Source organism: Paenibacillus sp. JNUCC 34, assembly GCF_058269055.1.
Genome location: NZ_CM177770.1, coordinates 1,095,848 through 1,120,504 on the forward strand (window position 1 = coordinate 1,095,848; position 24,657 = coordinate 1,120,504).

Below are 24,657 nucleotides of genomic sequence, written 5' to 3' on the forward strand. Positions count from 1 at the left end.
CCCATATCAATCCAATGGAATTTTAAAAGAAACCTTTGTGCCCTGACCCGGTTGACTCCAAATTTTGAGGCCCTCGCCATACAATTGTTTCAAGCGTCTGTCTGTATTAAGCAATCCAATCCCACTTTTTCCCTGAGCTTGGAAGTGAAGCAGTGGAGTTAACTTATCTTCTTTTATACCCACACCATTATCCTCAACTGATATTTCAATACAATGATCTCGCCGTTCCACCCGAAGTTGAACAGTTCCGCCTTTAGATAGACTGAGAACTCCGTGTCTTACCGCATTTTCGACAAGAGGCTGAATGCTTAGCGGCGGTAACATGACATGGATATCGGGCTGTACATCCCATATGAAATTCAATCTGTTCTCAAAACGCTGTTTCTCTATGTACAGATAGGAATGAACGAGCTCAAGCTCATGCCTAATCGGGACTAATTGTTGAGAATTCCAGAAATCATAGCTAATTCTTAGGTAAGAACTAAACGCATCAATCAGATCATTCATCTTTGGCAGGTCAAATTCACTTAACGCAGTGATGGAATTCAATGTATTAAATAAGAAGTGGGGTTTTATTTGGGCTTGCAAGTAAGCGGCCTCTAGACGCATACGTTGGCCTATCGAACGTTTTAAATCGGTTAAAGCTTTAACTCTTGGCTTCAATTCAAACGTATTAATCGGTTTTGTTATATAATCATTCGCTCCTGATAAAAATCCGGAATTAATATCTTCCGGCTGACTGCGTGCGGTCAGTAGCAGAATCGGAAGTTCAGAGATAGTATACCGCTCACGAATATACCTTGTTAATTCATATCCTGACATTTGCGGCATCATGACGTCGGCAATGATCAAATCCCACTGACCTGAATCAAGTTTGAGAATGGCGTCCTTGCCGTTCGTTACTTTCACAACATCATATTGATCTGCTGACAGAATGTCTCCAAGGATTTTTAAGTTCACCGTATCATCATCAACTGCCAGTATTTTGGGTCTGTCTGACGTTGAAGTGTTTTCTGCGGGCGGTATCATTATGTCGTTGTTGCTGGCTGCTACATACGGGGCTGAAGTCTCTATCATCGCATTAGAATCCATCTCTTCACGGTCTGACAGTCGGAGCGTGAAGGTGAATACGGAGCCCTGACCGGGTGTAGAGCTTACGGTTAATGTTCCGCCATGTAGCTTGATGATCTGCTGGCAAATGCTGAGCCCGAGTCCTATTCCACCAATGGTTGTTGAAGTGCCTGTATCTCCTTGCTCATACGCCTGAAAAGCCCTGTTCTTTAATTCTTCATCCATTCCGACTCCTGTGTCTGAAACATGAATAAATGCCTGCCCATTACGTAATTCAGCGTTAATGGATATCGTTCCTTCGTACGTAAATTTAATCGCGTTATGAACAAGATTGTATAGAATCTGAACGAGTCTTTTCTCATCAGCAATGACACGAGGGAAGGAATCAGGTATGTCCATGGACAAGGTGATCATCTTGCCCTCGGTCATAAATTTGAGCATATCAACAACGCCAGAAGCAGCCGATTGTACTCGAATGCTATCGAGTTCCAGATGAATTCGGCCCTCTTTAAGCTGTGATAAATCGAGCAAGTCATTAAGCGTGTGCGACATGCGTTGACCAACCGTTAGGAGCAATTCTAAATTTTGAGCGTTTTGTTTGTTCAAAGATTCTTTTTCTTCATCTAATACATGTTGAGCAATATTAATCATTCCATGAAGAGGCGTTCGCAATTCATGAGAGGTATTTGCTAAGAAGTCATCCTTTAGCTTGTCAGCCATCTGGAGTTTTTTCGCAAGTTGTTTGGTTTGATTGGCAGTTTGAATAAAACGTTTAAACCAGAATGAAGCTAACGTAATTAAAGTAATAATCAAATCAAAAGGATAATACATCATATCAATAAAACCGAGATTCTTAACAATGCCCCATAAGACATTGGTGGTGAGTGCGGAGGCAACCAGCACTAACAACAACGCGTCTTTACTGGATCTTAAAGCTATTCTCACAGCGAGTACTGGCATAACAAGATAGCTTGGAAAATATAAGAGATAAAAAAGCGGTATCGAAAACAGTATATATTTCGCTGGTGCCAGCAAAATGAACATCATATACATCAGGTTCAATATGGTGAGCCAACGAAAAGATCTGACAGCTGTGAATTCATGCAACGTAAATCTAACACAATGAAGCAAAAATAGGGCGGTACCCATATACGAGAGTAAAAATATTTTTAAATTCCATTCGTAGTTCAAAGGTAGCCAGGAAAGCAGCAGTTGACTGTCGTCGATGAGTATACAAACAACACCAAATATCAGGGAGAGAGACAAAAAGATCAACGATTTCTGGCGGTATCCAATGATATATAAAATACCTGCATAAATGGCGTGTAACAGAAGAATAACCACCATCATGATTTGCAGACTTATCGTAAAGGATTGTTCACTACCTATGGATGATCCAGTTCCGAATCGGATTGGATTAAGCACACCGCCTTCAAGGATATTATCAAAGTTAGCCACATGTATAACAAGTTCGATTTCACTCTGATCTGTTGAGAATGTTACAGTGTATGGAGCAATCCTAGCTGTGTATTGTTCTCTTATCGAAGCTGGATGACCTGATTTTTGTAATGAATGGCCGTTTGCAAACAGTTCGTTTGAGGTTTGAATATTCGACAGATGGAGACTATAGGTTTGGTACTTGTCTGGATTAACCAAAATACGCAAACGATATGACCCATAACCTTCGGCGGTTGTATGATCCGTTGGAAGATCGGTTCTCCAGTTTCCTGGAACCTGGATGAAATCTGTACCTTGATGGGATGTGTTGTGGTTTGTCTCCTCATGTAGGAGAAATCTATTCGGATAGAACTCCCACTCTCCATCCAATGAGATCGGACGGTTTGACGAAATATCCCAGTCTCGTAAATCCAGCTTGCCCTGAACCGCCTTCGGATGTTCCGGCGCGTTATAGAAGTGAAGCCAACCAATACGCAACAATGTGAGAGATACTAGAAACAATGCTAAGGTGATAAATACTTTTCTTTTCGTCATCATGTTACATATTTTCGACAACCATTGGTTATATCCTTCATCGTTTAAATTGAAGAAGCTTGATCAAGGCTTTGGGTGCACAGAATAATCCACATTTTAAATTTTTTCAAAAAAAACTCTTTTTTTTAATTGTTAGCGGTAGTTGACACTGAATGTGATGAATGTCATAATAAACACCTGAAAGCGCTTAATTTAATGCTTACATTGGGTGGAGATGACGAGAATACCCATGTACTATGTTTATTTCGCTATGCGATGTATTAAACATTGGACATGCTGTATCTCGCAGTCTCCATTTTTTGTTGTCTAAAAATGCTTTTTCAATTATGAAAGGGGAATTACTAATGATTAAGAAAAAATGGCTTAGCACGGCAATGGTCGCTTTATTTACGGCTGCATCCCTTGTCGGCTGCTCCAAAAGCGGTGGATCTGAGGAAATGCCTAAAGGTGATCCAAATGATACCACTCCGGTTACGATTCAGTATTGGCATTCCCATGCTGAAGCTCAGATGGGCGGCGTGAATTACATGATTTCGGAATTCCAGAAGAAATATCCGCACATTACAGTAGAGCCGGTCTTCCAGGGCGGTTACACAGACCTTCAGAAGAAACTTAGCGCGGCTGTAGCAGCTAATGATGTTCCTGCAGTTACTAACGTGGAAGTTTCGGTTGTAGCAAACTTTGCCGATGGCGGATTATTTGAAGAACTGACGCCTTATATCAAGCGCGATAAAGTAGACATGGAAGACTTCTCTAAAGGTATGCTTCAAGCTTACGCATATAAAGATAAACAGTATGGATTTCCGCTGATCGTTAGCACAAGCGTAATGGTGTACAACAAAACGATGTTTGACAAACTTGGTGTACAGGCTCCGCAAAAGTGGGACGAAATTGAGGAGTTTAACAAAAAGGTTACGGTTAAAGAAGGTGGTAAAACGAGCCGTTACGCATTCTCTGTTCCCGGCTGGGATACGTGGTACTACGATCCATGGGTTTCCAACGGTGGCGGATCGATCCTGAATGAAGACGGAACGAAAACTTCATTGGACACGCCGGAAAGCCAGCGTTGGGCAGAAAATTTCAAAAAATGGTTCGATGACGGTTCATTAATGGTCGGCTTTGGCAAAGGTGCTTCCGACACGATGCGTCAGATGTTTTTAGAAGAAAAGATTGGTATGGTGCAGCACTCCTCAGCAATTATAAAAACCTATGTTGAAAATGCTAAGTTTGAAGTCGGTGTATCTTTTATCCCTGGTGATAAAGAGCGTAAGTCTCATATCGGCGGCGCAGGTATCGTCATGATGAAAGGCGCGAAGGATGACCAGAAAGAAGCAGCTTGGAAATTCATTCAGTTCATGACCTCTGCGGAGAACAATATCAGATGGGCAGACGAAACAGGCTACCTGCCAACACACAAATCCGTGACCGATACGGAGGAAGGCAAACAATATTTTGAGAAATGGCCTCAATATAAAGCTGTATTTGATAACTTCGATAACGTGGGACCTCGTCCGCAGCACCCGGCTTATCCGGAAATGAGCAACGTGTATAAAGATATTGTCGGCGAAATGGCTCTGAATGGAAAAGACCCGGTTCCACTGATCCAAGAGAACATTCAGAAAATGAACGACATTCTGTCTGATTATTAATGATAACGGAAGTGAGGAACGAGAATGAATCAGGCACCCATAGTCGTCTCAGAACCTAAAACGCCTAAGAATAAAGGTCTGCGCCGCGGAATGGAAAGTCTGAAGGATTTTGCATTCGCAGCCCCAGCCTTACTGGTTCTTGGTATATTTATCTACTATCCGCTTCTTTTTTCTTTCTATATTAGTTTTACGAATTGGAATATGACCAAGCCGTTGAAGAAATTCATCGGCTTGGAGAACTACGATAAGCTGTTAAGCGACGATTTATTCTACAAGGTGCTGCGTATTACGTTCACCTATACGATTCTTGATGTTTTACTTACGCTCGCTTTGGGACTTGGACTTGCTCTTCTGTTGAATGTATCTAACAGAGTCTACAATTTTATGCGTTCAGGCATCTTTATGCCGTATTACATTTCGATGGTTATCGCATCCATGATTTTTTTGTGGATTTTCAACAATCAGTATGGCTTACTGAACAAAATTATCGGGATATTTGGCTTGGAGCCTATAAACTGGCTCCAGAATCCGGATACAGCGCTTTGGACGCTACTGGCTGTATCCATCTGGAAGGGTGTCGGCTTTACGATGCTCATCTTCATGGCTGGTCTGCGCGGTATTCCACTTGAATATTACGAGGCTTCTAGTCTTGACGGGGCGAACAAGTTCTGGCAGTTCCTACATATTACGCTTCCACTGCTATCGCCAACGACATTGTTTCTTGTCATTACCAACTTTATTTCTTCGATGCAGGTATTCCAATCCGTTGATATTATGACGAACGGCGGCCCGCTCGACTCAACGAAAGCGATTGTGTACTGGATTTACGAAATGGCATTTGTAAACTTCAGGACAGGCCGTGCTTCCGCACTAGTTATTATCTTCTTCTTTATTATCATCATTCTGACTGCAGTACAGATGCTGGTATCCAAGAAGAAAGTTCATTATGAAGGGTAGGTTCGTTTGATGTCAAAACCGGTTTGGAAAACCATTAGACTCATAGCTGCGATCCTAGTAACCCTCATCATGGTTTTTCCGGTGTACTGGATGTTCATTACATCGTTGAAAACGTCGAACGAGTTGCGGCTTGCAATCCCAACGTTTTGGCCGGATAAATTTATGTGGGGTAACTATATCGAGGCATTTAATGCTGCGCCCTTTGGGCGTTATGCCATCAATACTGTCATTCAGACTGTCGGCATTCTCTTTCTTCAGATTAACCTCGGTATCATGGCGGCTTATGCTTTTGCCAAGGGGAACTTTCCGGGGAGAGATAAGCTTTTCCTCCTGGTCCTTGCTGCACTGATCGTGCCGGACCAGGTTACATTCGTGCCCGTGTATGTAATGATGTCGGGTGTGGGATGGATCGACTCGTTCTACGCTTTGATCGTTCCACATGCGGTATCAGCCTATACCATTTTCCTGCTGCGCCAGACATTTAAATCTATCAACAATGATGTCGTTGAAGCCGGCAAAGTCGATGGGGCAAACCGCTTCCAGGTGTTGTACCGTATTCTGACTCCTATGGCTTTTCCTACAATTGCAACGATGGGTATTCTAAGCTTTATCAGCAGCTGGAACTCGTACTTCTGGCCGCTCATTATGACCAACTCGAATGACATGCGTGTACTTACCGTAGGTATTGCCATGATGAGGGACTCTGTAGCAGGGGATGAAGCACTTAATTTCCATCTGATTATGGCGGCGAGTGTTATGATCATTCTACCGATTGTTCTTGTCTTCATCTTTGCCCAAAAACATATCATTACCGCTATGTCCAACTCGACATTTAAGTAATGATATATTTTGTTTCGATGGAGCCGTTAGTCTGGAATTCTGGATTGACGGCTTTAAGCCGTGGCGCATTCCACATGCTCAGTGGTTACTAGTTTAAGCGGCATCTAAAAACCTCATTAAGGAGTGTATTGTCATGTCTCAAATCAAACAGCCTCTTATTATTTCACATCGCGGTGCTTCTGGAGAAGCGCCTGAGAATACTATGGCCGCTTTCAAGCTGGGATTGGAGCAGGGTTGCGATGCTTTCGAGCTTGACGTTCATTTATCAAAAGACGGCCAACTTGTTGTCATTCACGATGGGACAATTGACCGTACAACGGACGGAAGTGGGGCCATTAACGAGCTAACGGTAGATGAGTTGAAATCATTTGACGCTGGCTCATGGTTTAAGAAGGAGTATACAGGAGAGCGGATCCCTCTTCTTGAAGAGGTGCTTGATCACACCCCTGCTCATATCATGATCAATATTGAAGTCAAAGACTCTTACAACCAACAGCTGGAGCCTGCCCTTATCGAATTGCTGAAAAAGAAAAATCGAATGGATACCGTTGTCATCTCCTCTTTTGATTGGAAAAGTCTGTGTTATCTTAAAGAACTTGAGCCGCAAATAAAGGTAGGCCTTCTTTATAACCTGTGTTTGGATTACCATGATAAACTTCCGGAAGCCGCTGGAACGAACGTATACTCACTTCATCCCAATGGTGAAAAGCTGGATTCGCATGATATCCACCGCATACAGGCGGCCAATCTGCTTGTTTATATATGGACCATCAATAACGAAGAGCAAATGCGATTTGCAATAGAAGCAGGTGTGGATGGCATTATTACTGATCACCCGGGGCAATTAAAAGCTCTGATGGCAGAAGTTAATGCGTGAGGGAAACAAAAGAGCCGAACACCCCGTCACGCCCTTTCGGTCACGCCGGCCTTGGTTCTGCTCTTCCAATATCATTATAAAGTATGAAAAGCATACCAGAGCAAGCTCTTTCTTACATATGATTCATTCCGTCACTGAAGATGATTCCCGACACAAAACATGCTACTATTCAACATAGGGACAATATCTCAGATAGGGGAGCATGGAACATGGCGAACATTAAAGAAATAGCCAAGCTTGCTGGGGTGTCGGTGTCCACGGTATCCCGTGTACTGAACGATCATCCCTATGTAAGTGAGGATAAAAGAGCTAGAGTAATCGAAACGATGAAGCAGTTGAAATACGCCCGCAATATGAATGCCGTTCATCTTATAACAGGTAAAACCAAAAGCATTGCAATCATGCTGCCTTTTATAAACCATGCCTATTTCTCTCTCTTGATGGAAGGAATCGGTGGGGAAGCTCTTGCCAATCATTACCGGCTGGTTCTATGTCAGACCGGATACGAGCCGGATAAGGAACGTGAAGTGCTGGAAATGCTGCGAAACAGGGAGATTGACGGTATTATCGTCCTGTCCACGGCGACACCGGTAGAAAAGATTGAGGAATACTGTAGTTATGGACCGATTGTCTGTTGTCAGGAAGCGGGGAAGAGGGCTTTTTCATCCGTTTATATAGATCATTCACGTGCGTTCCGCTCTGCCATGGAGTGTCTTATTGCCAAAGGTCACCGTCATATTGGCTTTACGGTAGGCCGAATGGATAGCCCAAGTACGAGAGCCCGTATCGATGTATACCGAAAAATATTGACTGAGCTGGGTGAACCACTGCGGGAAGAGTGGATACTAGACGGATGCCTAGGTATGGAAGAGGGGGCAGCCATCATGCAACGGCTTTGGGATATGCCCGAAAGACCGAGCGGGATGCTTGTTACAGGTGATCATGTCGCAGCAGGATTAGTATGGGAAGCAGGCAGACGCGGTGTTTCTATTCCGGAGGAATTGGCAGTTATCGGTTTTGATAACCAGCCGATCGGCAAAATGCTCGGGCTAACAACCATCGATAACCGGCTGTACGAAATGGGTGCGGAGGCGTTCCGGATCCTATATAGCCACATTCAAGAGCCCAATCAGGAGTCTGTTCAAAGGGAGCTTGGCTTTGAGCTGATCGAGCGATCATCGGTTTGAAGTTATGTGGAGGAACTTTAACAAATGGATTACAAACTTCGACAAGTGTGATATTCTTAATATACAAGTTCATTGTTTCACAACTCACGTCTGCAATGGCTATTGCAGGCGTTATCTTTAGTATGACGGAAAGGAGCAGGCTTGGTGAGTTTATGGAAACAATTTAAAAAAGCTTCACGAATGCAGGTCATTCCGATTATGTTGATTCCAGTAGTCCTTGGTGCGGTCGGTGCATATGTGTGGACTGGCGAATTTCATCCGTGGCTTTTCATATTAACATTGATCGGAGCAGGGGCGGCCCATTTATTTTCCAATATGGTCAATGATCTGTGGGACTATAAAAATGGAACCGATGACGAGGCGAAAAATAACATCGATGCCATATCCACGAACTCCGGTTTTTTGACCCAGGAAAAATGGTCAATTCGTAAATTTGAGACCGTCACCTGGCTGCTATTCACGATTGCTACGCTGTGCGGCGTTGTTCTCAGCCTGTTCAGCGGCTGGTGGGCTTTCATATTTGGCGCACTGGGTGGATTGATCGCTTATTTCTATGTGGCTCCGCCGATCCGATTCGGATACCGAGGCAAAGGGTACAGCGAAGTGGCGATATTGCTCTCCTTCGGTATTCTGCCGGTCATGGGTGCATACTATGTGCAGACTTCTCACATGGACGTTCGCGCATTGATGTTATCCTTGCCTATCGGTCTTTTGACCACATTAATTTTGTTTAACCATCACTTTTTGCACTGGCAGGCGGACCGTTTGGCCGGGAAAAAGACACTTGTTGTCGTGTGGGGGGAGAAAAGAGCGCTTCGCTTCTCGCGGGTGCTGCTGTTGTTAGCTTGCTTGTCTCTCATTGCTTGTGTGGCTGCAGGGGCGTTGCCGCTTTACGCACTTCTAGCAGTAATAACGGTTATTCCGCTCTACATGGTGTATGGACGTTTGCAGGACAGCAATCGTTCCGAGGCTTATCTGCCACTTATGGGGGCTTCCATGAAAACAACTTTGCGCTGCGGCGGAGTTCTAATCTTATCCCTTATCATACAGGGCTTAATTCAAACTATGTAAGAAAGAAGGTACTAGTATGGAACAGGAACGTATTTTTGGCGATTTTCATACCATTTTATCGGAGGGCGAAGTTTGGAAAATCGGAGGATTCCCGCTGCCGGACGGCACGTTCTGGGAATATCGTGAACCGAATGCTGTTGTCATTGTTCGTAACGGAATTCTGTATGTACGCGCTCCGCTCAGCCGTCAGAACAACCAGGTGCAAATCCTTGATAATGCCAAACATATGTATTACTCCGTTGAAGATGTGAAGGTGCCGGAAGCGGGTGAAGTCAGCTTTGAGCTTCAAATCCGCGCACGGTCACAGGGGACGGTGCCTGGTGACTTGTACGACGGCTATGTGTCATTGAACCTGCTTGATTTTTCTACCGGCGCAGCACTGGATTTCTTCGCTTCCAATGACAAGTACGCAAGTGTTTATGCCGTGCTTCCATTCCCGGGCGTAGAGGTTCCGGAGTCGGACAAGACCCGTTATTTCTGCATCTTCAAGGAAGACACGAACTTCAAACCGCGTGAATTCAACACTTACAAAATTACGTACAACCGTGGTAATGATGAAGCGATCTTCTATGTAAATGGAGAAGAAATTCGTCGTGAGAAAAACGTTCCTATCAAATTCAACCAGTTCACGATTGCTCTTGGCATCATGACCGAGAAAGACCTAACACCGGAAGGCAGCGTGTCTGTTCACGGTCAGACCGTAATTGCGGAGTATTCACCGGTGACGGTAACAATTAAGGAATAGAGTTCCTGTATTCAATGTATAAAACCGCCTTTTAGACGTTTAAGCTACGTCAGGAAAAGGCGGTTTTTTGTGTATATGACTAAACTCAATCTACGCATCAACAATTCAAGCGGGCCGCGTTTGATCAATATGTTTTTTTTAGCGACATGCAGAAACCATGCAACTTACTTATGTTACGCAAAAAAGCCGCCCACATGGGCGGCTTCATCACATCTATAGAATAGTAGATCATTATTTAGTCTTTAAATCCTCAATCGAATTAATGTTCATATAAGATGGAACGACCAGTCCGGTTTTAACACCTTCCATGTTCGCTCCCAGATCATCTACCTGATCTTTGAACTTATTCCAGTAGTCTGCATGAGTCAGTGGAAGCCAAGCGGCTACCGTAGCATCAACATCACCGTTGGCAACACCTGTCCACATTGGACCGGCCTCAACTTGAAGCGCAGTGACTTTATAACCGAGTTTGCTCTCGAGAATGTGCATCACCAAGTGAGTACTTGCGATTTCAGAATCCCAGGCTACATAACCCAGCTTAATGTCTTTGCTGCTGACTGGTTCGATGTCCTTTGTCCACTCATCGACACGGTCAGGGTGGCTGTCAGCCCATTCTTTAGCCGCATCTACAGGTGATTTACCATCCTGGATTGCCGTCATGATTTCACCCATCTCATCAGAGGTCCATTTGAAATTTTGCAGGAACTGATATGCCTCAGGGTAATCGTCTTTTAGGCCTTTTCTAGCTATTGTATGAATTTCTTCTGCTTCACCGAATGTTTTTTTCGGGTCTTCCAAATATTTAAGATCATATTTGGAGAACATCCAGTGCGGAGTCCAGCCCGTAATAATGATCGGTTCTTCCTTCTTAATTGCTTTAGCCAAGGTGGCGGTCATAGCGGCACCGGAACCTTCAACCAGTTTCCAATCCGTCAAGCCATAATCCTCAATAGCTGCCGCAGCAGCTTTCATAATTCCGGCACCCGGATCGATACCGATGATTTCATACTTCACTTGCTCACCGACCGTTTTTGCTGCGGCCTCACCATTCTTACCGTCTCCACCAGTGTTACCGCAGGCAGACAAGACAAGTACAGTAGCCAAACTAAGCGTTGCCCATAGTTTTGTTTTCTTCATGTTATGCACCCCTTTTTTTCGACTTGAAAATATTTTGTGTGAAGCGGTCGAGTACAATCGCCAAGATGACGACAGCAAGACCAGCTTCAAACCCTTTACCAATCTGCAGCTGTGTTACTGCACGGTACACTTCAGCTCCGATGCCCTGAGCCCCGATCATGGAAGCGATGACGACCATGGAAAGTGACAGCATAATCGTCTGGTTTATACCAGCCATCAATGTAGGCATAGCGAGCGGAAGCTGTACTTTAATCAGCTTCTGAGCAGAGGTAGAACCGAAAGCATCTGCAGCTTCCGTCAGTTCACCGGACACCTGTTTGATGCCGAGCAGAGTTAGGCGAATCGTCGGCGGAATAGCAAAGATAACCGATGCGATAACGCCCGGAACCACACCCAGACTAAAGAAAGTGACGGCAGGAAGCAGGTAAACGAACGCGGGCATCGTCTGCATGAAGTCGAGCAGTGGAATAATAATCCGCGAAGCGGTTTTGCTGTATGCACACCATATACCGATCGGTACACCGAGCAAGACAGAAATGAGCGCCGAAGTTAGAACGAGGCTCAATGTGTTCATCGTTTGTGCCCAGTAGCCCAGATTATCGATAATGAGGAATCCGATAACTGTGAACAGGGTCAGTGATAAACGCCCTGCCAGGAAAGCGAGTATTCCCAGAATAACGATGAAAATGAGTGGATGGGGCAACATGAACAGATCGCTAAACGCATTTACGATACCTTCGATAACGGTTGCGATTACATCAAAGAAGCCTGACAAATAGTCCTCCATCCAGCTAACCAAAGATTCAATCCATTCGGCGAGTGGGATTTTAGGCATCTGTCTTCACCCCCTCGCCTTTGTTTTCTCCAGCGAGTGCACCCAAAACTGCTCCACGAACGATTACACCGAGCAATTTACCAGCATCATCAACGACGGCGAGCGGGACCTTCGATAAACTTGTAATTTCAAACAACTCATTAAGAAGTGTATCAGGACCTACACGAGGACCATCCTCAATGATAATATCTTCCAATTTTTGGTTATTGCGAAGGGCGTTAATGGCATCCTCCGCCGTTATGACACCAAGCAGTCGTTTGGTACGGTCAATAACAAACAGATTGGAAATGCCGCGTTCGCGCATAAGTTCCAGCGCAACCCGTGGTCCCCGGTCTGTTGTAATGGCCTCGGGACGACGCATGACATGTGCAGCGGTTAATACCTTGGACAAGTCCACATCCTCCACGAAACGTTCAACGTAGTCATTGGCAGGCTGTGTTAAAATTTCCTCCGGTGTGCCGATCTGCACAATTGAGCCGTCTTTCATTAGTGCGATGCGGTCCCCGATACGGAGCGCTTCATCCAGATCGTGAGTAATAAACACGATCGTTTTTTTCATTTTGTCCTGCAGCTCAATCAATTCGTCCTGCATATCACGGCGAATCAGAGGATCAAGTGCGCTGAAGGCTTCATCCATGAGCAGGATTTCGGGATCGTTTGCGAGCGCACGGGCCAGACCGACACGCTGCTGCATACCGCCGCTCAGTTGGTCTGGCATTTTGTTTTCCCAGCCCTTTAAACCAACAAGCTCCAGAGCTTGTAATGCAGCTTCCCGGCGTTTTTTCTTATCAGCGTTTTGGATTTCCAGACCGTATTCGGCATTCTCGACAACCGTGCGGTGTGGGAATAGTGCGAACTTTTGGAACACCATGCTGATTGTTTTACGGCGCACATTACGAAGCTGCTCCTTATTCATTTTTCTTAAATCCTGACCGTGAATCAGAATTTCTCCCGACGTCGGCTCAATCAACCGATTTAGCAAGCGTACAAGCGTGGACTTGCCGCTGCCTGACAACCCCATAATGACAAAGATTTCGCCTTGGCGAATGTCAAAGGTGGCACGGTTGACGCCAACCGTAGTATTTTTTTCTTTGGCGATACGTTCTTTGCTCCATCCCTGTTGAAGGAGCTCAATGCCTTGCTCAGCATAAGGACCGAACAATTTGCTTACGTTGTTGACTTGCATAATGCTCAAAGATATTCCTCCTTATATAGTAGAAGTGAAGATAAATTCGCCGAGCGCACAGTGGTTAGATGTTTAAACCCATGTGTAACATTGTAACAATATTATACGTATTGTATCAAACGTTATATCCGTACGTATAGAACGTACAGTAAAAACTGTACAAAGTTATTCTGCTGTATGCTCCCAGATGCTCCATAATACTTCGGAGTGAGGTTCTTTACTTTTAAAATAGCTTTCCCTACAATAGACGAGAGAATGTGTGAAGGATTAACCTAAGCGGTTTTTTTCCTGAAGCAGCATGATATTTATTTCCGCTTGTTTTGAGTAAACTTGGCACAAAGCGGGGATGTTCACAGAAAGAGGAGGCTGCAAGCATGGGCTTGTACCATTTAGATGAAGAACGGCAGGCCGCCGTGCATAAAATCCGTAAACGTGTGATTGAAAATATCGGACGCAATATGGATTTATATGGAATTTCGATATCGACGGGACATTTATACGGTCTGTTATTTTTTGCGGACAAGCCGATGAACCTCGATGAGATGGGACAGGAAATGAAAATGAGCAAGACCAGCATGAGTACAGGTGTGCGGACTTTGCTTGATTACAAGATGGTTAATAAGGTATGGGAAAAAGGTTCCCGAAAAGATCTGTATGAGGTCGAATATGACTGGTATCAGACGTTTGCTGATTTTTTTGATATTAAGTGGAGAAAATCGGTGGAGAGCAATATTTTGATTTTTCGAAAAGCACTGGATGAAACCAGTAAGCTGCTGAAACAGCATGAAGATGATGAAATCATAACCGCCGTGCTGCTGGAAGATCAAGCCAAGATGAAAGAAGCCGTCGCATACTACAAATGGCTTGACCGGTTAATTGATACGTTTGTTAGCGGGGAAATTTTCAATCTGGTACCTAAAGAGCCACCAACTAATGAATAAACATATTGAAAATGAGATTGTAACTTCTTATACTAACATTAAAGGCAATGCTTACCTTAAGAGGTACAACCTGTTATAGCAGGTTGTGCCTTTTTTGTTGTCTGAATAATAATGGGGAGGTTTTCGAAATGGGTAAATCTTTGGATCGGCTGGTCGTTGTAACTGACTTTGAGTCATCGTGGCTGGATAATAAAAGGGAGCTGTATATTTATCTGCCTCCAAGTTATCGACATAACAAGGATCGAAGATATCCGGTTCTGTATATGCATGATGGACAGCATGTATTTCAGGCGGATGCGGCAGGAGCGTCTTGGGAAATGCATCAAACGACCGATCGCCTTGCTCTGGAAGGTAAGATGGAGGAGATTATTGTAGTCGGCATTGCAATTGCTCCGCATCAAAGGCTTAATGAATATTTCCACGATGGTCCGGGGATTCGCCAAGTTTTTGATCCACCCTTTTCAGGTAGCCTTTATGAAAAATGTGTAATTCAAGAGATCGTGCCGTATATAAATGAAAAGTTCCGGACATTAACCGGCCCAGAGCATACAGCAATGATGGGGTCTTCGGCCGGGGGAATTGTTACGTATAACATTGGGTTTCGCAATCCGCAAATATTCGGGAAAATAGCCGTGTTATCACCTTATTTTGTACATACGGCTTTTGAGGAAGGGACTTTAAAAGAACAGCCATTTTATCAACGATATGACTCACATCCAAATCTTAAGGTATGGATCGACATGGGGGATGCCGAAGGATTATTTATGCCCAAATATGCTTTAAAAGAAGCCTCGGCACTAATTCAGGATGGTTTTGTCCCGGATGATGATCTGATGCTGCTGATACATCACGATGCGGGTCATAGTCAAGAGGATTGGGCCGCAAGAATTCATGCACCGCTTCTTTATTTTTTTGGCACACTAGGAAAAGCTGTGACGGCTATCATTTATGGGGATGAGGTGATAGGGATTCAGGGCCCAGTCGTTACTCTTTACCCGGTCGTTCATTACGATAGCGGTTATATACACACCCCTATGACAGGGGAGTATACGGTGAAACATCCCGAGCTGCTTGACGTTTTGCCGGATGGAACGTTGAAGGCTAAAGCACCCGGGGTAACAACGATTATTTTTGAGTATAACGGGGTAAAGGCTCATAAAGAAATAACCATTATGGAGAAGGTACAAGAGTACGTAAAAGTGTCTATACGAGTGGATGTGCCGGATGATACGCCTTCTTACCGGAGCATTTATGCCGGGATAGAACTGCTTAGAACAGGTGAATATACGTATAAAGGCAGTGCGCAGATTCCCCGGGGACTTACGTTTACTTTCAAAATCGCAAGAGGCTTCGGTCAGCATGAAAAAAATAAAGACGGCAGTCCTATGAGAAGCAGATCTTTTACGGCTCTTAAGGACCTGGATCTTTATTATAGCGTACAGGCGTGGGAAGACTGACTGCTGATTTGTTCCTCCGGCATGTTAGGCATATACTTAAGTGTGTAACATAATCCATCATGAAGAAATTTGGAGGAACATATGAACATCAGACCAGCAGTAAAAGAAGATGCAGTTGCGGCAGCTCGGCTGCTTTATGATGCGTTGCATGATGTTGCCCATCAGTTAACTGGGCAGGAAAGCGAAGAAGACGCAGTTACAGTTCTAGAGCAGTTTTTGAAAGATGAGGAAGGGCGTCTTAGTTATCATCAGTCATTAGTAAGCGAGGTCGAAGGCAAGACAGCCGGAATTATTGTCACTTATGCCGGTGACGAAGCAGAACGGTTGGACCGTCCGATTGTGGATCGGCTACGGAAACTGAAGAATGATCCATCCATTTCGCTCGATAAAGAAGCGGATGAAGATGAATTCTATATTGATACTTTATCCGTTTCCCCTCAGTATAAAGGGAAGGGTATAGGTTCTGCTCTGATGCATGCGGCAGAGGAGCGGGCAAAGGAACGAGGTTATAAAAAGATCGCGCTAGCCGTAGTAACGAACAATAAAAGAGCGTATTCCTTATATCTTAGAAGCGGCTATGAGGTCGATAAAGAAATCATCATTAATCATCATGTTTATTACCATATGGTTAAACATCTCTAAGAGGTTGCCAACTGGGACACTAGCGCATGCTTATTAAACAGCAAGAAGCCGACCTGATTTTTTTCAGGCCGGTTTCTTTTTTGTGCTTTCTGCTATTCGGATGACAAACTTTGATGGAACCCAGTTCTCCATGTTGGGTAAAGTGGTTTCCAACCGTATTCGATTCGGGCTTTGGCATTCGATGCTCCGCGCTCGCCACGGTTGCTGCCCTCGTTGTGAATGGGCTTAGGCGCACCTAATGCCTCTGCGTATAAAGGAATCCATTCGGTTCCGGCTGCGGGTTCATCATCAACAATGTTAATCGGGCCTGATGGCCAATCCAGAGCGAGCAAGGCTGTATTAGCCGCATCCTCCACATGAAGGAAGGAAGTGATCCCTTCGGTTGCCTGCATTTGTTTAGTGATTACTTTTTCAGCTATAACTCCTTTATGGTCGTACCAAGTATCACGACCATAGAGCATACCGTACCTGAGAATGACATGATTAGATATCTCAGCAACTGCACGTTCCAGCGATATTATTCCGTCAACGGTTGTTTTCCGCGGGTACGGAGCGTTCAAATCTAAAGGAATCTCTTCTGAAGCGTAACCCTCACCAGGTTCATAAGCCCACGAAATACTTTGTGCGATAAAACGAGAAACATTTGCCGCTTTACCAGCATCAACCAGATTTCGGGTTCCAAGTTCTCTTATTCTGGCATTGTCTGATACATTCCAATTATTCAAAGAAGTCAATTGATGTATGATCACCTCGGGCTGTACACTTGCTACGGTTGAAATGATTGAATCCCGATCTAACGCATCCGCAATAACAGCTTGTGCCCCCAAGCTTTGAATCGAGTCAATGCGATCTTTGTTATGTGTCATTCCAATAACCTCATGACCTGCTTGTACCAATGTAGGAAGCAGCAGACGTCCAATAACTCCGGTTGCCCCAGCCACAAATATTTTCATCTTAGTTTCATCTTCTTTCTTCAACATATATCAGAACATACAATCTAGCTGTTATCCTAACATGATCAATAGGGGTTATTAAGAGCCATTTAAATAAAGTTTTACTGTGCCAATTTAATACTGTCTATTTACAAAAGGGAAAACATGGATCAGGGGGAGCGACATTTACTGTATTGCCTGCATTTAGCGACAGCCTCGGAGGGGCCGGAATATATGGCGTGCTGTTGATGGCCCAGGCGCTCGGCAGTTTAGCCGGTGCGATCGCTGCTCCATATTTGAAGCTGGAACGGATCACCTTGGGGAATTTGTATTCGGGTGCGTTTATGATTTGCGGTTTGGCCTGGAGCCTGTGCATATTTATTCCTTGGACTTGGCTTACGGTTATCGTTTACGGATTGGCTTGGGTTCCGGGAGGAGTGACGAATGTGTTGATTAACACCGTCATTCAAAAAGGGATACCGCCCCAAAATCTAGGTTCTGTATTCGCATCTGCTTCGGGAATGAGCGGAATTGCTATGCCTGTAGGCAGTCTGATCGGCGGAACGCTCGGCATATGGATAGGCGGAAGCGGCGTAATCGTGTGGTGCGGGATTGCGATTCTTATGGTCAGTCTGTACTGGAGGCTTGACCCTGTCACCCGGCGTCTTCCGGCTTCGGAGCAGATACACGGATCATTGTTTAGTTATTTCAATGGCGATGCCAACCCGCCCAAGCCTGGAACGGTCCATGAAGTCAGCTAAGATTAAGCCATATCAATGGCAGATTCACAAAATAACTTCTTTTACAAAACGGCCCTGCATCGTTGATGTGATGCCGTTTTTTTGTTAGACAACTCCCGGCTTGTCATGCCCGTCTGCATAATGTGACCAAGTCCCTCATAGACATGTATCAATCAATTCAAAACATGTGCTGAAGGGGATGATGACATGCGCCGGATTTCATGGGTGCTGCTCGCTGCTGTATTAAGCTTCACCTTGGTGTTATCGGGATGTGGGAAGAAGGATGCCGACGGAGTTATAAAGGATCTGGGCAAGGTCGCTGATCAGCTGGAGAGTGCTAAAGGAGCTTATCAGGGTGCTGGAGTGATGACCATACATACAGGTTCGACTCCTCAGCAGTATCAGGTGGAGGTGTGGTATCAATCCCCGAACTATTACCGGATCAGCTTGACCAACGGACAGAAGGACATTACTCAAATTGTACTGCGCAATGATGACGGGGTGTTTGTATTGACGCCAAGTCTTAACAAGAGCTTCCGCTTCAAGAGCGACTGGCCAGAGAATCAAGGACAGGTGTACCTGTACCAGACGATGCTTGGCAGCATTTTAAGTGATAACACTCGTCAGTTCGCGGAGGATAAAGACAGCTACGTATTTGATGTTGCCGCCAATTATCACAGCCATTCCCTCGTACGTCAAAAGATTTGGCTTGCCAAGGACAACTACACCCCAAAGCAAGTGCAAGTATCTGACTCAGAGGCTAAAGTGGTTGTGGATGTAAAATTCAACTCCTTTACTTTTGATACGAATCTGACAAAAGAATCATTCGACACGAATCGTAACCTCAGCACGATGAATCAGCCTGAGAAACAAACGATGGCTGAAGTGGATGAGAATGGAGTGCCTGTAGCCTCTATCGACGAAACGGGAGAAGCCCAAGGGCCTGAAGCAGAACCTACTGCAGCCCAGCAGCTCGGATCATTCGGAATCATTGAGCCTGAATACACTCCGGCCGGGGTCATGATCAAAGATACACAGGAAATTCCGGACAGCAAGGACCATGCGGTTGTTCTCCGTTATGATGGTGTATACCAGTACACGATTATGGAGTCCCGCCCGCTGGATCGAGCTGTGTCCCTGGCACCAGGCAGCGCAATAGATTTAGGCTTTACTATGGGCCTGCTGACAGGCGATGAGCAAAAAACACTGACCTGGATGACAGAAGGGATTGAATTCCGGATCACGAGTGCAAACCTTCCAACTTCTGAAATGGTTGAAATCGCTGCTTCCATGAAGGAACAATCGGGTAAATAATACGATGAAGGCGGATACCGAGTATTGTAGAAGGGTTAAATCTCTGCAATAAAGGCCATTCGCCTCTTTCTTCAAACTTTCCTTATATTTCAAGCAGAAACGATCCATTTCTGTATGCCCGCGGGGCCGAGGAAGCTATTGAACTAATCTGGCGGCACCGGCTGAATTGACAGTTGCCTTAAGGAACATTACCATTAGTCTATTGCAGAACATGATGTTTTTCAAAATGGTAAGAAGGTGACTGAAATTGCAAGTGATATATCGACCTACCCAAGCGGAAATCAATTTGGACCATCTGCGTGACAATTACAACAGCTTCCGAAGATCTCTTCCAGAACAAATGAAGTTGCTGGCTTGTGTCAAAGCGAATGCATACGGACATGGGGCAGTAGAGGTTTCACGAGAGATGGAGGAACTGGGCGCGGACTATTTAAGTGTCGCCTTTTTGGATGAAGCGTTGGAGCTTCGTCAGGCGGGGATACACATGCCGATTCTTGTGCTGGGATACACGCCTCCAGAAGGGATCGAGACAGCATGGAAGCATGATGTTACCGTGACTCTGTTCAGTCCAGAAGTACTTGAAGCGATCAAGGCCCTGCCTGAAGAGGGAGAGCGTCGGTTGAAAGTGCATATCAAAATTGACAGTGGAATGGGCCGACTGGGTCTGTTTCCGGGCGAAGTCGCCATATCTTTTATGGAAGAGGTTTTTTCGCTGCCGCAGGTAATTGTCGAAGGTATGTATACCCATTTTGCAAGAGCAGATGAAGAAAATAAAGACTATACACTGGAACAGTACCGGCGATTCAAAAGCGTGGCGGACGCCCTGCGGGATTTGGGTTACACGATCCCGATTATACATACGGGCAATAGTGCCGCCGCCATTGATACTCCTGATCTATCCTATAATATGGTGCGGATAGGCATCAGTTTGTATGGATTGTACCCATCGGATGAGGTGAATCGAACAACGGTAAGCTTGAGCCCGGTCATGACGTTAAAGACGCAACTCGTCTATGTCAAAAAGCTTCCGCAGAACTATTGTATCAGCTATGGCAGCAAGTATGTAACCGAAGAGGAAGAAGTGATAGGAACTCTCCCCATCGGTTATGCTGACGGATATTCCCGTATGCTGAGCGGTAAAGCGGAAGTGCTAATACGCGGCCGCCGCGTTCCTGTTGTCGGTACTATTTGTATGGACCAGTGTATGGTATCGTTGAAATCTTTCGCCGAGGAGGCGGAACAAATCAAAGTCGGTGAAGAGGTTGTACTCATCGGCCAGCAGTCTGGATCGTGTATAACGGCAGATGAGCTGGCGTCTACGCTGGGTACCATCCACTATGAATTGGTCTGCATGATCGCCCGTCGGGTGCCGCGTGCGTATATACGCGGAGGCATATCCGTTAAAAGGGTGAACCCCCTTTGGTAGCACTTCTTTTTTGATAGCATTATTCATTATTTTATTCGGGGAAGAAGGAATAAGTACAGACTTTCACGAACTATGAATATACAGTTAGTCTGTACGAAAGTGCCGATTGTAGTTTATAATGAGATGCAGCATACTTGATATACCTTCGGCATATATATTCTTTTGTATAAATTTCCTTGAATAACGTAATACTGGTGCACAGGGCAAGAAGGTTGTGGGGGTGGAATAGAAGGTGGCCAACATGCAGAACACCAAACGAATCATGATCAGTTTACCGGATCATCTTTTGCAGGAAGTGGACGGGATTGCTCAGCTGGAAAATTCCAACCGTAGTGAGCTTATCAGGCAGGCCATGAAGCTGTATTTGAATGAACGCAAGAAGCGTTACATTCGTGAATCCATGCAGCGGGGTTACATGGAGATGGCTAAGATCAACCTGACTATGGCATCTGAAGCGTTTCACGCGGAGGAAGATGCAGACAGCACTCTGGACCGCTTAGTAAGCGGGGTGTAGACAGTGATCGTAAAACGCGGCGACGTATTTTTTGCGGATCTTTCACCCGTTGTCGGTTCCGAGCAGGGCGGTGTAAGACCGGTCCTCGTCATTCAGAACGATATCGGCAACCGGTTCAGTCCTACGGTAATTGTTGCGGCTATCACCGCACAAATTCAGAAAGCCAAACTTCCGACCCACGTTGAAATAGACGCGGCGGCCCATGGATTTGACCGAGATTCCGTAATTTTGCTGGAGCAGATCCGAACGATTGATAAGCAGCGGTTAACCGATAAGATCACCCATCTGGACGAGGAAACGATGAGCAAGGTGGATGATTCCCTGCAGATCAGTTTGGGTTTGATTGATTTCTAGTGTGTTAACGTTTAAACATAGTAGCCCTATAGGGCACAATAACCCGCCGGGTAGTATCCCGGTGGGTTATTGATCGTCAGTTACGGACATGTGATATGGGGGATTGCTAGAATCTGTATGTTGAAGGGTACTGCCATCGGGTATTAAGACGTAGGCAGTAGTTGTGATTGCAATAAAAGTAGCAAAACAAACTACCGACCACGCCCATGCCTTCTTGTTGTTCATCCGTATTACCTCCAAAATAATGGTATGACAGAATAATCTAATTTAATGCTTGTTTAATAATTGTATATATAGAATCTTAAAAACAGATGAAAAGCAGATTAAGGTTTACTTAAAAGAGGGGGCAAATTGGGTAAGCTGGAAATGCAGGCGAAGATTTGGGATAATGGTTGTATAGTTTTTTTGAAGAGAGAGGGATAAACATTGTCTGAATTAGAAGCTGTCGTGGAAGTGAATGAGGAACAGATCCGCAAAGAAGAGTATGAGAGGATCGTCAAACAAATCGCTAAGGAGCTTCAGTTGTCAGTCAAGCAGATCCGTACGACCGTTGAGCTGCTGGATGAAGGAAATACGATACCGTTTATCGCACGTTACCGCAAAGAGATGACAGGGGAACTGGATGAGAACCACCTTCGTGATATTGAAGAACGTACTAACTATTTGCGTAATTTAGGAGTTCGCAAGCGGGAAGTCATCCGGATTATAGATGAGCAGGGCAAACTGACCGACGAACTCAGATCGTCGATTGAACAAGCGGTGAAACTTCAGGAAGTGGAAGACTTGTACCGTCCGTACAAGCAAAAGCGGAAGACACGCGCTAGTGTGGCGAAGGAGAAAGGGCTTGAGCCTTTGGCCTCATGGATTTGGAATCAGCCGAAGCAAGGGGACGCTCTGGTGGAAGCCGCGAACTATGTGGATGAAGAAAAAGAAGTGGCTACGGCGGAAGAAGCGCTTCAAGGCGCAATGGACATTTTAGCAGAAAATATCGCTGATGATGCCACTGTTCGCTCCTGGGTGCGCCGCTATAGTATGGACCACGGCATATTGACCTCCGAAGCCAAGGATAAGGAAGCAGAGTCCGTCTACGAGAATTATTATGAATACCGTGAGTTAGCCAAAAAAATGCCGCCTCACCGTATTCTGGCCATCAACCGCGGGGAACGCGAGAATATCCTCAAGGTTGGTTTGGAGGTTCCGCCTGAGTCGATTCATGGATATATTGGCAAGCAGGTATTAAGCGGCACATCTGTGGTATCCGATATTTTGAACGTGGTTATTGAGGATGCTTACAAGCGTCTGATTGCCCCTTCCATTGAACGGGAGGTTCGAGGTGAGTTGACGGAGAAAGGTGAGAACCAGGCTATCTCTATTTTTGCGGGGAATTTGCGTAGTCTGCTGCTGCAGCCGCCGGTGAAGGGACGCTGTGTGCTTGGGGTTGATCCGGCCTATCGTACGGGCTGCAAGCTGGCTGTCGTGGATGACACTGGGAAACTGCTCGAGGTGGCTCTAACATATCCAACACCTCCGAACAACAAAAAGCGGGAAGCAGCCGTCATCTTTAAAGAGCTTATTACGAAATATGGAATTCAACTGATTGTGATCGGCAACGGTACAGGCTCACGGGAAACAGAGCAGTTTGTTGCTGAGGTGATTTCTGACATCGGCGATCCTGATCTGGCATATTTGATCGTTAATGAAGCGGGAGCAAGTGTATACTCGGCCTCCAAGCTGGCACAAGAGGAGTTCCCAGATCTCGATGTTGCAGAACGAAGCGCAGCTTCGATTGCACGCCGTGTTCAGGATCCGCTTGCTGAGCTGGTGAAGATTGATCCGAAATCGATCGGTGTGGGACAGTATCAGCACGATGTATCGCAAAAGCATCTGGAGGAAAGTCTGAAAGCTGTAGTGGAGTCGGCGGTTAACCATGTCGGTGTTGACGTTAATACAGCTTCCCCTTCCCTGCTCTCCTATGTGGCCGGCATTAATGCGACCATCGCCAAGAACATTGTGAAATACCGGGAAGAGAATGGAAAGTTTGTCAGCCGGAAGCAGCTTCAGAAGGTGCCTCGGCTCGGGGCTAAAACCTTTGAACAGTGTGTGGGCTTCATGCGTATTTCGGATGGGGAGAACACACTGGATCGTACCCCGATTCACCCTGAATCGTATCCAGTTGTGGATCGGTTGTTCAAGGAACTGAACGTTAGTGCCGACAAGGTCGGAACAAAAGAGCTTACTGAACTGCTGGATGGACAGGCCACGGACAACCTGGCTGTGAAGCTGGATGTCGGTGTACCGACTCTGAGGGATATCCTGGACAGCTTGCAGCGCCCTGGGCGCGATCCTCGGGAGGAGCTGCCGCTTCCGATCTTCCGTACGGATGTGTTGAAGATTGAAGATCTGCTGCCAGGCATGGAGCTTCAAGGGACCGTTCGCAACGTGATCGACTTTGGTGCCTTTGTTGATATCGGCATCAAGAGTGATGGACTGGTTCATATTTCACAGCTTAGCGATGGGTATGTCAAACATCCGATGGATGTGGTATCGGTCGGTGACAATGTGACCGTATGGGTATTGAATGTAGATTTGAAAAAAGGCCGCGTCGGTTTGACCATGCGTAAGCCGAAGGACCAATAAGAATGACAAAGAGCCCCGATCCAGTGCTGGATTGGGGCTTCTTGTTAAGAGATTGGCCTTCAACGAGTAGTTTTGAATGAGCGAGAATAAACTTGAAATTATCTCTAAAGAAACTAAAACAAGCCAGACCCTTGGTCTGGCTTGTTCGCATAC

The 24,657-nt window shown here is 45.4% G+C and carries 21 protein-coding genes; 16 read left to right on the forward strand and 5 right to left on the reverse strand.

Going from position 1 to position 24,657, the window contains the following annotated elements; genetic code table 11:
• Nucleotides 1-6: 6 nt before the first annotated feature.
• On the reverse strand, nucleotides 7-3,066 hold the full coding sequence (locus AC2TF5_RS04980) for a hybrid sensor histidine kinase/response regulator (protein ID WP_491301125.1): 3,060 nt from the start codon (nucleotides 3,064-3,066) through the stop codon (nucleotides 7-9).
• A gap of 341 nt (nucleotides 3,067-3,407) precedes the next feature.
• Between AC2TF5_RS04980 and AC2TF5_RS04985 the strand changes: the two genes are divergently transcribed.
• The 7 genes from AC2TF5_RS04985 (at nucleotide 3,408) to AC2TF5_RS05015 (ending at nucleotide 10,389) form a co-directional block, all read left to right on the forward strand.
• Nucleotides 3,408-4,712, forward strand: coding sequence for an ABC transporter substrate-binding protein (locus AC2TF5_RS04985; RefSeq protein WP_491301126.1), 1,305 nt, complete (start codon nucleotides 3,408-3,410; stop codon nucleotides 4,710-4,712).
• A 24-nt stretch (nucleotides 4,713-4,736) separates the two neighbouring features.
• On the forward strand, nucleotides 4,737-5,669 hold the full coding sequence (locus tag AC2TF5_RS04990) for a carbohydrate ABC transporter permease (protein WP_491301127.1): 933 nt from the start codon (nucleotides 4,737-4,739) through the stop codon (nucleotides 5,667-5,669).
• A gap of 9 nt (nucleotides 5,670-5,678) precedes the next feature.
• Nucleotides 5,679-6,509, forward strand: a complete 831-nt coding sequence (locus AC2TF5_RS04995; protein WP_491301128.1) for a carbohydrate ABC transporter permease — start codon at nucleotides 5,679-5,681, stop codon at nucleotides 6,507-6,509.
• 133 nt (nucleotides 6,510-6,642) lie between these two features.
• On the forward strand, nucleotides 6,643-7,386 hold the full coding sequence (locus AC2TF5_RS05000) for a glycerophosphodiester phosphodiesterase (RefSeq protein WP_491301129.1): 744 nt from the start codon (nucleotides 6,643-6,645) through the stop codon (nucleotides 7,384-7,386).
• A 209-nt stretch (nucleotides 7,387-7,595) separates the two neighbouring features.
• Entirely contained in the window at nucleotides 7,596-8,573 is a 978-nt protein-coding gene (locus tag AC2TF5_RS05005; RefSeq protein WP_491301130.1) for a LacI family DNA-binding transcriptional regulator, read from the forward strand.
• Nucleotides 8,574-8,753: 180 nt separating this feature from the next.
• Entirely contained in the window at nucleotides 8,754-9,644 is an 891-nt protein-coding gene (locus AC2TF5_RS05010; protein WP_491302810.1) for a prenyltransferase, read from the forward strand.
• Between the two features lie 16 nt (nucleotides 9,645-9,660).
• A complete protein-coding gene (locus AC2TF5_RS05015; RefSeq protein ID WP_491301131.1) occupies nucleotides 9,661-10,389 on the forward strand; it encodes a DUF6081 family protein in 729 nt (242 codons plus the stop codon).
• Between the two features lie 231 nt (nucleotides 10,390-10,620).
• Here the strand turns inward: AC2TF5_RS05015 and AC2TF5_RS05020 are convergent, their stop codons facing one another.
• Genes AC2TF5_RS05020 through AC2TF5_RS05030 form a run of 3 tightly spaced genes read right to left on the reverse strand, consistent with a single transcriptional unit; the run spans nucleotide 10,621 to nucleotide 13,547 of the window.
• Nucleotides 10,621-11,526: a glycine betaine ABC transporter substrate-binding protein gene (locus AC2TF5_RS05020; protein ID WP_491301132.1), complete on the reverse strand. Its 906-nt coding sequence runs from the start codon at nucleotides 11,524-11,526 to the stop codon at nucleotides 10,621-10,623.
• Nucleotide 11,527: 1 nt separating this feature from the next.
• The gene (locus AC2TF5_RS05025; protein WP_491301133.1) at nucleotides 11,528-12,361 is read right to left on the reverse strand and encodes an ABC transporter permease; all 834 of its coding nucleotides are present in this window, start codon (nucleotides 12,359-12,361) and stop codon (nucleotides 11,528-11,530) included.
• On the reverse strand, nucleotides 12,354-13,547 hold the full coding sequence (locus AC2TF5_RS05030) for a quaternary amine ABC transporter ATP-binding protein (RefSeq protein ID WP_491302811.1): 1,194 nt from the start codon (nucleotides 13,545-13,547) through the stop codon (nucleotides 12,354-12,356). The genes AC2TF5_RS05025 and AC2TF5_RS05030 overlap by 8 nt, the downstream gene beginning before the upstream one ends.
• 374 nt (nucleotides 13,548-13,921) lie before the next feature.
• Between AC2TF5_RS05030 and AC2TF5_RS05035 the strand changes: the two genes are divergently transcribed.
• From AC2TF5_RS05035 to AC2TF5_RS05045, 3 genes are all read left to right on the forward strand, one after another.
• Complete coding sequence (locus AC2TF5_RS05035; protein WP_491301134.1) at nucleotides 13,922-14,488, forward strand: GbsR/MarR family transcriptional regulator; 567 nt, start codon at nucleotides 13,922-13,924, stop codon at nucleotides 14,486-14,488.
• A gap of 128 nt (nucleotides 14,489-14,616) precedes the next feature.
• A complete protein-coding gene (locus tag AC2TF5_RS05040) occupies nucleotides 14,617-15,945 on the forward strand; it encodes an alpha/beta hydrolase (protein ID WP_491301135.1) in 1,329 nt (442 codons plus the stop codon).
• 81 nt (nucleotides 15,946-16,026) lie between these two features.
• Nucleotides 16,027-16,587, forward strand: a complete 561-nt coding sequence (locus AC2TF5_RS05045; protein WP_491301136.1) for a GNAT family N-acetyltransferase — start codon at nucleotides 16,027-16,029, stop codon at nucleotides 16,585-16,587.
• A 92-nt stretch (nucleotides 16,588-16,679) separates the two neighbouring features.
• Here the strand turns inward: AC2TF5_RS05045 and AC2TF5_RS05050 are convergent, their stop codons facing one another.
• Complete coding sequence (locus tag AC2TF5_RS05050; protein ID WP_491301137.1) at nucleotides 16,680-17,540, reverse strand: NAD-dependent epimerase/dehydratase family protein; 861 nt, start codon at nucleotides 17,538-17,540, stop codon at nucleotides 16,680-16,682.
• A gap of 173 nt (nucleotides 17,541-17,713) precedes the next feature.
• On the opposite strand from AC2TF5_RS05050, the gene AC2TF5_RS05055 reads away from it, so the two are divergent.
• From AC2TF5_RS05055 to AC2TF5_RS05080, 6 genes are all read left to right on the forward strand, one after another.
• Nucleotides 17,714-18,280, forward strand: coding sequence for an MFS transporter (locus tag AC2TF5_RS05055; RefSeq protein ID WP_491301138.1), 567 nt, complete (start codon nucleotides 17,714-17,716; stop codon nucleotides 18,278-18,280).
• Between the two features lie 186 nt (nucleotides 18,281-18,466).
• Entirely contained in the window at nucleotides 18,467-19,573 is a 1,107-nt protein-coding gene (locus tag AC2TF5_RS05060) for a LolA family protein (protein WP_491301139.1), read from the forward strand.
• Nucleotides 19,574-19,820: 247 nt separating this feature from the next.
• On the forward strand, nucleotides 19,821-20,999 hold the full coding sequence (alr, locus tag AC2TF5_RS05065; RefSeq protein WP_491301140.1) for an alanine racemase: 1,179 nt from the start codon (nucleotides 19,821-19,823) through the stop codon (nucleotides 20,997-20,999).
• 232 nt (nucleotides 21,000-21,231) lie between these two features.
• Entirely contained in the window at nucleotides 21,232-21,513 is a 282-nt protein-coding gene (locus AC2TF5_RS05070; protein ID WP_046681343.1) for a CopG family ribbon-helix-helix protein, read from the forward strand.
• Nucleotides 21,514-21,516: 3 nt separating this feature from the next.
• Nucleotides 21,517-21,867: a type II toxin-antitoxin system PemK/MazF family toxin gene (locus AC2TF5_RS05075; RefSeq protein ID WP_208918011.1), complete on the forward strand. Its 351-nt coding sequence runs from the start codon at nucleotides 21,517-21,519 to the stop codon at nucleotides 21,865-21,867.
• Nucleotides 21,868-22,293: 426 nt separating this feature from the next.
• On the forward strand, nucleotides 22,294-24,504 hold the full coding sequence (locus AC2TF5_RS05080; protein ID WP_491301141.1) for a Tex family protein: 2,211 nt from the start codon (nucleotides 22,294-22,296) through the stop codon (nucleotides 24,502-24,504).
• Nucleotides 24,505-24,657: the final 153 nt, after the last annotated feature.